The organism is uncultured Cardiobacterium sp., from assembly GCF_938028825.1.
Classification (GTDB): Bacteria; Pseudomonadota; Gammaproteobacteria; order Cardiobacteriales; family Cardiobacteriaceae; genus Cardiobacterium.
The window spans coordinates 1-13,720 of sequence record NZ_CALIZP010000034.1 but is presented as its reverse complement, the minus strand read 5'-3'; the positions used below and the strand labels follow the sequence as shown (position 1 = coordinate 13,720).

Below are 13,720 nucleotides of genomic sequence, written 5' to 3'. Positions count from 1 at the left end.
TCAGGCGGCGTGGTTGTTGGGTTTCGCTCAGGCGGCGTGGTTGTTGGGTTTCGCTCAGGCGGCGTGGTTGTTGGGTTTCGCTCAGGCGGCGTGGTTGTTGGGTTTCGCGCAAAAAAATCCGCCGCAGGGCGGCGGATTTTTTTGTTTTCGCCTGGCAGCGAAGGAGCGGCGTTCTGCCCTGCCCGCTTCTGCTTCATACCAATCCCAGAAAATAATCTGGCTGTGTTGGCTCGCCTGACCGGGCACCCATAAAAATCGCTGCGCGATTTTTATGGGAAACCCGCGCCGTACTATCTGTACTGTCTTCGGCTCGCCGCCTTGCCAGCTTAATTTCTGGAATTGGTATCAGGCTGTGGTGAATTGGCCGTAGTGGCGGATTTTATCCATCCGCTGTGCAAGGCGCTCGGCATCATCAAGGGCGCAGAGGCGGTCGAGTTCGTCGATGAGGGTGGTGCGCAGGGTTTCGGCCATTTCGTCTTTGTTGCGGTGGGCGCCGCCGAGCGGTTCGGCGATGATGCCGTCAATGAGGCCGAGTTTTTCCAGTTTGGCCGAGGTGACCTGCATGATTTCCGCCGCCTCGGCTGCTTTTTCCGCGCTGTGCCAGAGGATGGAGGCGCAACCTTCCGGCGAGATGACGGAGTACATGCCGTATTGCAGCATCAGCACACGGTCAGCAACGCCGATGGCCAGTGCCCCGCCACTGCCGCCTTCGCCAATGATGACAGCGATGGTGGGGATGTCGAGTTTCGCCATTTCGTAGAGGTTGCGCGCGATGGCTTCCGATTGTCCGCGTTCTTCGGCACCAATGCCGGGATAGGCACCGGGCGTGTCGATAAAGGTGATGAGCGGGATGCTAAAGCGTTCGGCCATTTTCATCAGGCGCAGGGCTTTGCGATAGCCTTCGGGGCGCGGCATGCCGAAGTTGCGTTTGACTTTTTCTTTGGTATCGCGCCCTTTTTCGTGGCCGATAACTATCACCGCGCGCCCGTCGAGCCGCGCCAAGCCACCGACGATCGCCGCGTCGTCGGCGTAATGACGGTCACCGTGCAGTTCGCGGAAGTCGGTGAAGGCGGCATGGATGTAGTCAAGGGTGTAGGGGCGCTGCGGATGGCGCGCCAGTTGGGCGATTTGCCAGTCGCTGAGACCGGCGAAGATGCTTTCGGTGAGGGTGCGGGTTTTGTTTTGCAGGCGTTCGACTTCGTCGCTGAGGTCAACTTCAGTCTGGCTGCTGAACTGGCGCAGTTCGGCCAGTTTGTGTTCGAGTTCGGCGATGGGTTGTTCAAATTCGAGGTAGTCGGGGTTCATGCGTCAGCTCATGGTCAGTTCGGCTTCCAGTGCCGGCAGGTCGGGGAGGATGAGGTGTTTGTCGCTGTCGTATCCGGCAAGGGCGATGTAGCGCCGGATGTAGCGGTGGCTGCCTTTGCCGAGCGAGGTGATGTCGTTCTCGCCGATGTTGGCGATCTGCGGCTGGCCGTGGGCAAGGATAGCATACTGGATGAACGGCGAGGCGGTGGTGACGGATGAAACGAGGACGACGCGGAAGCTGTTCCGGTCTTCGTCTTTCTGTTCGGCGGCGGTGGTGAAAAGATCAAGCAGCGGCAGTTTGTCGGTGCCGATGAGCAGGCCGCCGATGACGAATTCGCTGGCGTTGTCGATGAGCAGCGGCGGCGCGTAGGGGTAGATGTGGGCGATGATGGCCGACGGCAGGATGAGGGTTTCATGCGCCGTCGGCACGAGGGTGATGCTGAGCTGTTCCATTAGTTATCCCCCCCTTTTTTCAGCAGGAATTCCAGGGTCTGTATGAGCATATCTTCGCTGTACGGTTTGCCGAGGTAGCCCTGCACGCCGATGGCGTCCGCCCGCTCGCGGTGTTTGTCGCCGGTGCGCGAGGTGATCATCACGATCGGCACATCGGGGACGTTGCTGCCGTGGCGGACGTGGGCGGCGAATTCAAAGCCGTCCATGCGCGGCATTTCGATGTCAAGCAGGATGACGTCCGGGGTGAAGGTGTTCAACACTTCGATGGCATCCAGGCCGTCTTTCGCGGTCGCCACATTGTAGTGGTGGCGTTCGAGCAGGCGGGTGCTGACTTTGCGCATGGTGACGGAGTCATCCACCACGAGGATGTTCGGAATGGCGGCTTCGGCTTCTTCGGCATGCTGTTCGTGCAGGGTGTTGAGGTCGGCGATGCGGCGCGCGAGGTCGAGCAGTTCGAGTACCGGCACGACGCGACCATCACCGAGGATGGTGGCGCCGGAGATGCCGGGGATGTTGAGCACTTGCCGGTTGACGTTTTTGACGATGATTTCCAGGCGGTTGAGGATGCGGTCCACATGGAAGGCAACCGGGTTGTCTTCGCTGTTGATGAAGAGAACCGGGGCGCTCGCTTCTTCGACGCCGAGGGTGTACTGGTCGGGCTTGAAGTAGGCACCGAGCACGAACTGGCGGTAGTCCTTGTTTTCGTAGTTCTGGTACACGCTTTCGCCGTTCACGCTGCGTTGCAGGATGTCGTGGCTGACCTGGCCGATGGCCTTGATGGAGGACATCGGCGCGGCAAAGGTCTGCCCGGCGATTTCGACCAAAAGGACTTCGGCGATGCTCATCGAGAACGGCATGTTCAGGGTGAACATGGTGCCTTCGCCGCGTTTGGAGCGGACAACGATTTGTCCGCGCCGCTGTTTGACCATTTCGTTGACCACATCCATGCCGACGCCGCGTCCCGCCAGTTGCGAGAGGGATTCGGCGGTGGAAAAGCCGGAGCGCAGGATGAGGCTGCTCAGGTAGCTTTCGTCGTCGGCGCGATCGGGGTCGAGCAGTCCTTTGGCGGCGGCTTTTTCGCGGATGCGCGCGTAGTTGAGGCCCTGGCCGTCGTCGAGCACGTCCACCGAGAGTTCGGCGGCATGGACGCCGACTTTGACCTTGATGGTGCCGGTTTCCGGTTTGCCGGTCGCGAGGCGCGCTTCCGGGCTTTCGATGCCGTGCGCCAGCGAGTTGCGGATCATGTGTTCGAGCGCGGGCAGGATGTCTTCCAGCAGGCGGCGTTCGACTTCGACTTCGCCGCCTTCGAGGATGAAGTTGACGTCCTTGCCGACGCTTTTCGCGGTCTGCCGCACCAGGCGGCGCAGGCGGGCTTCGTGCACATCGAAGCGCATGAGCTGGGTGGTGAGCAGGTGGTCCTGGATGTTGCGCTGGATGATGCCCTGCTGGATGGAGAGGTTGCGCAGGGTGGTGTTGTCCTGACTCAGGGTGTCTTGCAGGTTTTTCAGGTCGTCAATGGCTTCCGACAACTGCCGTGACAACTGCTGGATTTCCGAGAAGCGGTCCATTTCCAGCGGGTCGAAGTGCAGGTCGTCGTCGCCCTGCTGTTCGCGGCGGTAGAGCATCTGCGCTTCGGTTTCGCTGTCGAGACGGCGCATTTGTTCGGCGATGCGGGTGGCGACGCGGGTCAGCTCGGTGAGGTTGAATTCGGCTTCGCTGATGATGTTTTCCATGCGCGAACGCATGATGGCGGTTTCGCCGGTCATCGCGATCATTTCGTCGAGCAGTTGCGCGTCAACGCGGACATAGCGCGGCAGGTTGTCGCTGCTGCTGTCTTTGCCGTCTTTATCTTTCGCCTTGTCTTTTTCTTTGTTCTTGTCTTGCGGCACATCGGGCTTGCTGTCGCCTGCGCTGATGTCGTTGCCGTGTTCTTTTTCGAGAGCCGGGGTGTGATCCGGCGGCGGCGCGCTGTGGCTGTCCGCTTGGGTATCGGACGTTTTTTCCGCCGTTTTTTCTGCGGCTTTGTCGCTGTCGGCAGATGGCGTTGCGGGGGCGGCGGTTTCACCTTCACCTGCCTGTCCGCCGCTACCGTGGCTGTCGGCATGGATGGCGTGTCGGGCGTGTTCGCTGTGGGCGCTGTCTTTGTCTGCGGCGCTTTCGTCCGCAGCTTTCCCGCTTGGAGCGGGTGCGCCCGCTGCCGCTTCGTCCGGCGCGGTGCCGCCTGCGGCTTCCCCGCTTGGTGCGTGTGCACTCGCTGCCGCTTCGCCTGGGGCGGTGTCGGGGGCGTTGTCCGCACCCGTTGTCTGCTCGTCCGCCGCGTCGGGCTTGACCTGCGACGGGGCGCGGTACTGGCCGCTGTCGGCGAAGAGTTTGAGGGATTCGTTGACTTCCGACGCGGGCTGCGGCATTTCGTGGCGCATGACGCTGTCGAGCATTTCGTAATGGGCATCCAGACCGAAGTGCAGCAGGGTTTTGGCCTGGCGCACTTTGCTTTCGGCGAGTTCCGGCACTTTGTCGATGACGGATTCCATCAGGTGCGCGGTGTCGCCGATGGCGGTGAAGCCGACCAGGCGCGCACCGCCTTTCAGGGTGTGCATGGTGCGTTGCAGTTCTTCGACCACTTCGCTCTTGCTGAAATCGTCTTCCAGCAGTTGGCTGGTGGTTTGCAGCAGTTCCTGCGCTTCGTCGGTGAAGATGTCCACCAGCACCGGGTCGATGTTTTCGTCGAATTCGGTCGCCGCCGTCACTTCTTCCACCGGGGTTTCTTCCGCCGGTTCGGGGGTGAGCTCTTTCTCTTTGTCGGCGAAGCGTTCGGCCTGCGCGGCGGCGGCTGCTGCCGCTTCTTCGCGCGCTTCCTGCCGCGCCAGTTCGGCGGCTTCGGCCACTTCCGGGTAGGGCAGCGGCTGGTTGAGGTAGCTGTGGATATTGTTGAGGATGTACGGGTCGGTCTGCGGCAGGTAGCCGTCGCGCACGGTGTCGAGCATGAGCATGCCCTGCCACATCGCGCCGACGAGGATGCTGGTTGCCTTGCTGCCTGCTTCGGCCTGGCCGTTGACGATGCCGTCAATCAGGGATTCGACGCCGTGGGTGAGGTCGCCGATGGCGTTGTAGCCCGCCATGCGCGCGCTGCCTTTCAGGGTGTGCATGTCGCGGCGGATGGCGTCGAGGCGGCTCAACTGGTCGCGGTTTTCGTCCCAGCGTTCGGCTTCTTCCTGGCTGTGGGCGAAGAGCGACATGGCTTCGTCAATGAAGGTTTCCGCCAGCATGGTGTTGGCGTTCGGGTCTTCGACCAGCTCGCTACCGAGCGGGGCGCCGCTGTACGGCAAGGCCGCCGGTTCGCTGCCGCTTTTGCCGCCGCCCGCTTCGCGGCGCGCGTTGAGCAGGGCGTTGATGGCCTCGATGGCTTCTTCTTCGTTGGCGTCTTCTTCGAAGTTTTCGATGAGCCTGGCGCTTTGCCGCAAGACGGCGGCGCAGCTCAGGCTGATCGGGGTGCCTTCCTGTTTGTGGGTGAGCAGCAGTTGTTCGATGGAGTCAAGCAGACGCCAGATCCACGGCGGCGCGACCTCGCTATCAATACTGTCTTCGATGTCGTAAACAGAGTCGATGAGGTCGTCGATGATGGTGGGGGAGTCGCTTTTGTCCGCCAGTTGCGAGAGGGTGTCGAACTGGTCCACCGCGCGCAGGAAGCCGGCGCGGTTGCCGGTGGCGCTGTCGCCGCCGCCCGCCTTGCCGCCCTGCACGGCATCATCCAGGCCGGGATGCTGTGCCAGTGAGGCGAGTTCGCGGTTGAGGCGTTCGGCGGGGCTGATGCCGCGCGACGGGGTGATTTGCACGACGGAATCCGGGGTTGCCGAGATGGTCGCACCGTTTTTGCCGCCCGGACGCAATGCGGCGCTGGCGGCAATACCGGCGGTGGCCACGCCGCCGAGGGCGGTGGGCAGTTCGCCGTCTTCGGGCAGCGGGGCGATGTCGCCGGGAACGGCGGCGGTGTCGATGAAGGCGACTGTGCCTTCGCCTGCCGCGTCGCCGTGCGGGTAGATTTCGGCATCGCCGTGTGCGGCGGCGCTGTCCGCGACATCCACGAAACCGCCGTCATGCGTAGCGGCGGCGGCATCAACGAAGGCGGCGGGTTGGGTGGCAGCGCTGTCGGCGGCCGCATCGACGAAACCGTCGTGCGCCTGTCCGTCTGCGGCGGCGGCCTTGATGACCGGGGCATGGGCGGCGGCAGCGGCATCGGCGCTGTCCTGCGACAGCACGGCTTTGACGACGATTTCGCCGCCCGCCAGGCCGGCACCGGCGAAGACTTGCGCCAGCGGTGCGGTATCGATGCCTTCGGCGGTGAGCGACGCGTCGAGTTGTTGTTGCACGGCGCTGATGGTGGCGCTGTCCTGCGGCAGGTCTTGCTGCTGCCATTGCCGTTGCAGGGTGGCGGACAGTGCCGCCTGCGTGTCGGCGTCGCCGTCTTTCAGACCGCGCCGCAGCAGGGACAGCAGGTGTTCGTAGCTTTCCGCCGACAGGGTTTCGGCGGCAGTTTCTGCCGCTTTGGCGGCGGCACGGTCAAGCACGGCGGCGACGGTCGCGGCGTCGCCGTTGTCGCCCAGGGCGGCGGTGAGTTGTGCGGCGACGGCGGCACGGGTGGCCGGATCGTGCAGGGTGTGCGCTTCCTGCCACCGGCTACCGATACCGGCGGCAAGGGCGTCTAGCGCGGCGTCGTCGTCTTTAGCGGCGGCAATGCCCGCGTGCAGGGTGTGCAGCATCGCGCCGTAGGCATCCTGACGCACGCCTTGCGGCAGGGCGTCCGCCTGTGCGGCGGCACGGTCGAGGATGGCGGAAACGGTCGCGGCGTCGGCATTGTCGCCGAGCGCGGCGCTGAGTTGCGCGGCGACGGCGGCGCGGGTGGCCGGGTCGTGCAGGCTGTGTGCTTCCCGCCATTGCGCGCCGACGGCGGCGGCGAGTGTTTCTTGCGCGGCCGCGTCGCCTTGGGCGGCGGCGATGTTCGCGCTCAGGGTGTGCAGGATGTCGCCGTAGGCTTCCTGTTTGACGCCTTGCGGCAGAAAGCCTGCTTGTGCGGCGGCGCGTTCGAGGACGACGCTGACCGTCGCGGCGTCGCCGTTGTCGCCCAGGGCGGCGGTGAGTTGCGCGGCGACGGCGGCGCGGGCGGCCGGGTCGTGCAGGGTGTGTTCTTCGCGCCAGCGCGCGCCGATGGTGGCGGCGAGGCTTTCTTGTGCGGCGGGGTTGTCACGCGCAGCGCCGATGCCGTCGTGCAGGTGTTGCAGCATTTCGCCATAGGCGGACTGGCGTACATCCTGCGGCAGTTGCGCGGCCTGTGTCGCGGCGCGGTCAAGGACGGCGGCAAGCGCCGCTTCGTCAACGGCACCGTCCAGGACGGCGCTGATTTGCCGCGCAAAGGCGGCACGGGCGGTACCGTCTTGCAGGGCACGCGGGTCTTGCCACACCGCGCCGAGGGTGGCGGCGAGGACTTCCTGCGCGGTGTGGTCGTCGTCGGCGGCACCGATACCGCCGCGCAGGGTTTGCAGGATGGCACCGTAGCCGTCCTGCGCCACGCCCCGTGGCAGGGCGGCGGCTTGCGCGGCGGCGCGGTCGAGGATGGCGGAGACGGCATCGGCATCGGCGATGCCGTCCAGCGCGGCCGCCAGTTGCTGCGCCACGGCGGTGCGGGTGGCGCTGTCTTGCAGGCTGTGCGATTCCTGCCATTGCGCGCCGACGGTGGCGGCGAGCATTTCCTGCTCGACGGTATCGCCGTGGATTTCGCCGAAACGCATGCTGTGCAGCATGCGGCCATAGGCGTCCTGGCGCACGCCCTGCGGCAGTTCTGCCGCTTGGCGGGCGGCGCGGGCGAGGACGGCTTCGACATCGGCCACATCCGCCCGGTCGCCGAGGGTGTCGGCGATTTGTTGCGCCACAGTGCGGCGCGCGGCGCTGTCTTGCAGGCTGTGCGGTTCCCGCCATTGCGCGCCGACGGTCGCGGCCAGTACCTCCTGCGCGGCGGTGTCGCTCTGCGCAATGCCGATGCCCGTTTGCAGGGTTTGCAGCATCTCGCCGTAAGCGGCCTGCGCGACGCCTTGCGGCAGGGCGGCGGCTTGCGCGGCGGCGCGGTCAAGGAGGTTTTCGACGGTGGCGGTGTCGGCCTTGCCGCCGAGGGCGGCACTGAGTTGCCCGGCGACGGCGGCGCGGGCGCTGTCGTCGTGCAGGCTTTCGGCACTCTGCCACTGTGCGCCGATGGCGGCGGCCAGGGTTTCTTGCGCGACGTGGTCGTCCTGCGCGGCGGTGATGCCGGCGTCCAGGGTTTGCAGCATCTCGCCGTAAGCGGCCTGCGCGACGCCTTGCGGCAGGGCGGCGGCTTGCGCGGCGGCGCGGTCAAGGAGGTTTTCGACGGTGGCGGTGTCGGCCTTGCCGCCGAGGGCGGCGCTGATTTTCTGCGCGACAGCGGCACGGGCAGCGGGGTCGTGCAGGGTGTCTGCTTCCCGCCACTGCGCGCCGATGCTGGCGGCTAACGTCTCTTGCGCGACATTGCCGCCTTGCGCTGCGCCAATGCCCGCTTGCAGGGTGTGCAGTACGGAGGTGTACGCCGCCTGTTCGACGCCCTGCGGCAGTCCGGCAGCTTGCGCGGCGGCGCGGTTGAGGATGCTGGTGACGGTCGCGGTGTCGGCTTTGTCGCCAAGCGCGGCGCTGAGTTGTCCGGCGACGGCGGCACGGGCGGCGGGGTCGTGCAGGGTGTCTGCATCCTGCCACTGCGCGCCGATGCTGGCGGCGAGCGCTTCTTGTGCGGTGTTGTCGTCTTTGGCAGTGGCAATGCCCGCATTCAGGGTTTGCAGCATGCCACCGTAAGCGGCCTGTGCGACGCCCTGCGGCAGTTCGCCAACTTGCGCGGCGGCGCGGTTGAGGATGTTTTCCACGGTCGCGGCGTCGGCTTTGTCGCCGAGCGCGGCGGTGAGTTGTCCGGCGACGGCGGCACGGGCGGCGGGGTCGTGCAGGGTGTCCGCTTCCCGCCACTGCGCGCCGATGCTGGCGGCAAGCGCTTCTTGCGCGGTGCTGTCGCCTTGCGCGGCGGCAATGCCCGCGCCGAGGGTGTGCAGCATTGCGCCGTAGGATTCTTGCCGCACGCCTTGCGGCAGGATGGTGGCTTCGACGGCCATGTTGGCGACGGCATCGCCCGCAGCCTGCCCGCCTTGTGCCAGCCCGATGCTGGCGGCGCTGTCGGCTGCGCCGCTTTTGCCCGGCGCGAGGTGGACGGCGCTGCTGTCTTCCGCCGTTGTCCCGCTTGCGGTGCTGTCGGCGGCGAAGCCCGCTGTCGCCCCGCCCGGTGCGGCGGTTTGTTTGCCCCGTTGCGCCATTTTTTCGGCAACACGTTCGAGGACGGCTTCGACGGCGGCGCTGTCGGTTTCGTTCTTGCCGCCGAGCGCGGCGATGATGCGCTGCGCCACGGCGTCGCGGGTGGCGTCGTCTTGCAGGCTTTGTTCCTGCCAGTGGGCGCTGATGCTGGCGGCCAGCGCGTCTTGCGCTTCGGCACTCTGCGCGTTGCCGATGTTGCTGCGCAGGGTGTCCAGCATGTTGTGGTAGTCGTTCGGGCGGATGCCGGCCGGGATTTCCCGCGCTTTTTCGGCGGCGCGGTTCAACACGGCTTCGACCAGCGCGCTGTTTTCCTGGCCGTTGCCGCCGAGGACGGCGGCCATTTGTTCGGCGACGGCGGCGCGGATGGCGCTGTCTTGCAGGCTGTTCTGGTTCTGCCACTGGTTGCCGATGGCTGTCGCCAGCATTTCCTGCACGTCGGCGCTGGATGCGTTGCTGAGGCCGGCGCGCAGGGTTTCCATCATGATGCCGTAGGAATCCTGGCGCACGCCTTCCGGCAGGACGCTCGGCACGCGGTGCGGCACAGTTTCCAGCATGGCGTCCAGGGTGACTTCGTCCGCCACGCCTTCTTCGAGCAGCGAGGTTTTGAGCTGGCTGATGATGTTGTCGCGGGTTTCGCCTTCGGTGTCGATGCCTTGTTGCAGCCACTGGCGGCTGATGGTGTCGGACAACACGGCAAGCATGTCTTCGTCCGCCCCGGTGGCGAGGCCGCGCCGCAGGGTGGTGAGCATGCGGTCGTAGGCTTCTTGCGAAATGCCGGACGGGGCGGCGTGTACGGGCATGCCGGCCGTTTTCGGCACGAGGCCGGGCTGCACCGGCACGGATGCGCTGCCGGCGGCATTCGCCTGGGCGAGGATGTCGGATACCCATTGTGCCTGCCCGGCGCTGTCGCCCTTGAAGGATTCGATCAGGCTTTGCGTCATCGCCGCACGCATGGCGGGGTCGTCCGCCATGCTTTGCTGCCACTGGCGGCGGATGGTTTCCGCCAGCGCCGCCTGCATGTCGGCGTCCGGCTCGCCCATGCGCAGGCCGCGTTGCAGGGTGCGCAGGGCTTTATCGTAGCTTTCGCTGCCGCTGACGGTGACGACCGCCGGGGCGGCGGGTTCTGCCGCTGTTGTGGGTGTGTCTGCCGCGTGGCTGTCGCTCAGGGCGAAGTCAATCGCGGCGTCGTCATGCGCTGCTGCCGCAGCGTGAGCGGTGGCAGTCTGCGCCGCTTCATGCGGCGTATCGTCTTCGGCGAGGGCGAAGTCAATCACGGCGCTGTCATCATGCGCTGCTGCCGCAGTGGGATGGGCGGTGGCGGTTTGCGCCGCTTCGTGCGACGTATCGTCTTCGGCGAGGGCGAAGTCAATCACGGCGCTGTCGTCATGCGCTGCTGCCGCAGTGGGATGGGCGGTGGCGGTTTGCGCCGCTTCGTGCGGCGTATCGTCTTCGGCGAGGGCAAAGTCAATCACGGTGCTGTCGTCATGCGCTGCTGCCACAGCATGAGCGGTAGCGGTCTGCGCCGCTTCGTGCGGCGTGTCGTCTTCGGCGGGGGCGAAATCAATCACGGCGCTGTCGTCATGCGCTGCTGCCGCAGCGTGAACGGTAGCGGTTTGCGCCGCTTCGTGCGGCGTGTCGTCTTCGGCGAGGGTGAAATCAATCACGGCGCCGTCGTCATGTGGCGCTGCCGCAGCGTGAGCGGTGGCGGTTTGCGCTGCTTCATGCGGCGTGTCGTCTTCGGCGAGGGCGAAGTCAATCGCGCTGTCGTCATGCGCTGCTGCCGCAGCGTGAACGGTAGCGGTTTGCGCTGCTTCGTGCGTGTCGTCGTCTTTTTCGACGCTGAAATCGCCTTCCGCCAGGGTGATAACCGGGGCTTCATCGTCCGCAGCTGCGCCGCTGTTGAGAGAAATACCGTCGAAAGCCGCCAGTTCGTCTGCGGCGGCGGTTGCCGCCGGGGCAACACTTGCCTGCCCGGGCGCAGCAGCCCCGTCTGCCGCAGCGGTGGCACCGTCGGAAAGGCGCAGTTTGCGCGAGAGGGCATCCAGCGCGTCCTGCCCGCTTTGCGGGGCATCAAGCAGGGACAGGCGGACGCGTTCGGCCACCAGCGCCTGTTGCAGGAGTGCGCCCTTGTGTTCGACGAATTCTTCGCCTTCTTGCAGGACGTTGAGCAGGGACACGGCGTCGCCGACGGTGTCGCAGACCAGCGAGTTGGCCTTGTAGTCTTTTTCGATGACGCGGTTGAGCAGTTGTTCGTGCTGCCAGGCGAACTCGCCCAGCGCTTCGTAGCCGACGGTGCGCCCCGAGCCTTTCAGGGTGTGAAAGGCGCGGCGGATGTCGTTGGTGAGCTGACCGTCGTCCGCCGCTTCGCGCCACTGCGGATAGACGCTGTTCATGGTTGCGACGATTTCGCCCAGCTCTTCATTGAAGAATTCGCGGATTTCTTCGTCCATGACGGCATCGGCATGACTGCCGACGAAGGAGACTTTTTCGGCAGGCACATCCATCGCCTGCAAGTCGTTCAGCGATTTGCCCGCAAAGTAGGCAACGGCAGGCAGGGCACCGCCTGCGGCGGCTGCCGCGGTCGATGCTGCGGCAGCGGCAGTGGTTTCCCCGCTTGATGCTGCTGCGGCGGGCGCGGCGGTTTCACCGCCTGGTGCTGTTTTTGTGGCGGGGGCGGCGACAGTTTCTCCGCTTGCTGCGGGTTCTGCGGCAGGGGCTGCGGTTTCCCCACTTGATGCTGCTTCTGCGGCGGGCGCAGCGATTTCCCCGCTTGCTGCGGGTTCTGCGGCGACGGGAGCGGCAGTCTCTCCGCTTGATGCGGTTCCTGCGACGGATGCGGCGGTTTCCCCGCTTGCTGCGGGTTCTGCGGCAGGGATAGTGGTTTCCCCGCTTGGCACGGTTCCTGCGTCGGCAGGGGCAGCGGTTTCTCCGCTTGACACGGGTTCTGCGGCGACGGGAGCGGCAGTCTCTCCGCTTGCTGCGGGTTCTGCTGCGGCTGGGGCAGCGGTTTCTCCGCTTGCGGCGGCGGGTTGTCCGGCAACAGGGGCGTTGATGCCGACACCGCCCGCGTTCTGATTGACGGGGATGGCGGCGGCGCTGTCGCTGTGTTCGAGTTGGGTCAGCCCCGCCGCAGCGCTTGCCGGGGTACCTGCGCCCGCCTGGCTGCCGGCCAGTATGACCGAGGGCAGTTCTTCCGGCGCTTCTTCCTCTTCTTCGGGGTTGTCCAGCATGGAAAAGTCGTCATCCAGCACGTCCAGCGCGGAGGCGAGGACATCCTTGAACTGTTCGATGTCGCCGCTGCCTTCTTCTTCGTCGCTTTCCGGCGGCGCCATGTTGGCGAGCTGGACAAAGAGGCTTTTCGCCTGCGTGCTGACCGGGCAAATCTTGTCGATTTTGCCGACCGCTTCGGCGAGGAAGGCGACATCGTGCCGCGAGATCCGCCCGGTTTCGGCGAGATCATTGAAGAGGTATTCGACGGCGACCAGGGCGTCAATCACCGGGACGTAGGTCTTGGCGAGAACTTGATCGTTTTGCAGGGTGAATTCGGCAAAGAGCAGGCCGAGGTGTTGCAGTTGCGCGGCCAGTTCTTTCAGCCCGGCCAGCACGGTGATAGCGCTGTAATGCACGAGTTGCGCCGTCGCTTCGCGCCAGGGTTGCTCCTGCTTGACGGTTTCGTCGTGCAGCACTTCTTTGCGCAATGCTTCAAAAAAGCTCCGCCCCAGCTTGCCGGTGTCGTGTATCAACTTTTCGACTTCGAGCAGGCGCGAATGTGCCGCCTGCGCCTGCACGGCCTTGCTGAAATTGTCGGTCTGGCGGATGGTTTCGTCGTGTTCGGCGTGTTTCAGCGATTCCTGCACGAGGATCATCGCCTCGGCAATGTCAATCCACTGTGCTTCGCCGAGGCCGGGCTTGATCCGTTCGTTGATTTGCTGCAAGAGGGACTGCGGCGTTTTCAGGTCAAGCACGGCGAAAAAACTTTTCAGATTCTGGTTGGCTTCAATGATGTTCGCCGTATTGAACGGCGCTTCCGGATTGCGGATGTGTTCTTCAATCTGGTTGCGGCTGGTTTCGACAACTTCGTTAATTTTCGCCGCCAGCGCCTGATAGGTTTCTTTGCTGATAAACGGCCGGGCGGCAACGTGTATGGCGTCTTGACCGGCAGCGGTGATGCTTGTTACCGCCGCAGTCGCCTGGATAACGGATTGCCGGTTGTACTCGCTGAGATGATCAAGGCGCTCGATGTAATCGGTCAGCACCAAAAGCCCCGCCGCGATTTCCGCGCCGTGTCCGGCAAAGGATGCGTCCACACCGTGCTGCGCCACGCCCTGGCTCAGACCAGCGACCCCTGCACTGATGGCCTCCGCCAATGCAACGGCATCATCCTGCCCCATCAGGGACAGGCCGCCGCTGATTTCCGCGAGTTTGTCGCGCAGGATGTCAATACCGCCGGATTCGGGGCGTTCCAGCCATTCGATGAGTTGACGTTTGATGGTGGCGATGTTGCGCCCCATTTCATCCCGGACACGCGCCAGTAATTGATTGCCTATTTCAGTTGCCATGAAAACTCCTGTACCCGGTTAATGGCACAAAACCCAAACCATTTATCGTA

Annotated in this window: 4 protein-coding genes; 1 reads left to right on the top strand and 3 read right to left on the bottom strand. The window is 65.0% G+C overall.

Features of this window, described 5'->3' with window-relative positions; genetic code table 11:
- Window positions 1-238 (top strand): hypothetical protein (locus Q0562_RS05665; protein ID WP_298642253.1); only part of this gene is annotated, 238 nt, incomplete at its 5' end.
- Between the two features lie 107 nt (window positions 239-345).
- On the opposite strand, the gene Q0562_RS05660 is transcribed toward Q0562_RS05665, so the two are convergent.
- Genes Q0562_RS05660 through Q0562_RS05650 form a run of 3 tightly spaced genes read right to left on the bottom strand, consistent with a single transcriptional unit; the run spans window position 346 to window position 13,670 of the window.
- Complete coding sequence (locus tag Q0562_RS05660; protein WP_298642250.1) at window positions 346-1,305, bottom strand: acetyl-CoA carboxylase carboxyltransferase subunit alpha; 960 nt, start codon at window positions 1,303-1,305, stop codon at window positions 346-348.
- A 3-nt stretch (window positions 1,306-1,308) separates the two neighbouring features.
- Window positions 1,309-1,758 (bottom strand): hypothetical protein, encoded by a 450-nt coding sequence (locus tag Q0562_RS05655; protein WP_298642248.1) that lies wholly within the window; start codon window positions 1,756-1,758, stop codon window positions 1,309-1,311.
- The gene (locus Q0562_RS05650; RefSeq protein ID WP_298642245.1) at window positions 1,758-13,670 is read right to left on the bottom strand and encodes an Hpt domain-containing protein; all 11,913 of its coding nucleotides are present in this window, start codon (window positions 13,668-13,670) and stop codon (window positions 1,758-1,760) included. Before Q0562_RS05650 ends, Q0562_RS05655 begins: the two co-directional genes overlap by 1 nt.
- Window positions 13,671-13,720: the final 50 nt, after the last annotated feature.

What these genes read in the sequence shown, in the direction of transcription:
- Q0562_RS05660 (WP_298642250.1), bottom strand. Translation starts at nt 1,305, where the DNA reads ATGAACCCCGACTACCTCGAATTTGAACAACCCATCGCCGAACTCGAA.
- Q0562_RS05650 (WP_298642245.1), bottom strand. Translation starts at nt 13,670, where the DNA reads ATGGCAACTGAAATAGGCAATCAATTACTGGCGCGTGTCCGGGATGAA.
- Q0562_RS05655 (WP_298642248.1), bottom strand. Translation starts at nt 1,758, where the DNA reads ATGGAACAGCTCAGCATCACCCTCGTGCCGACGGCGCATGAAACCCTC.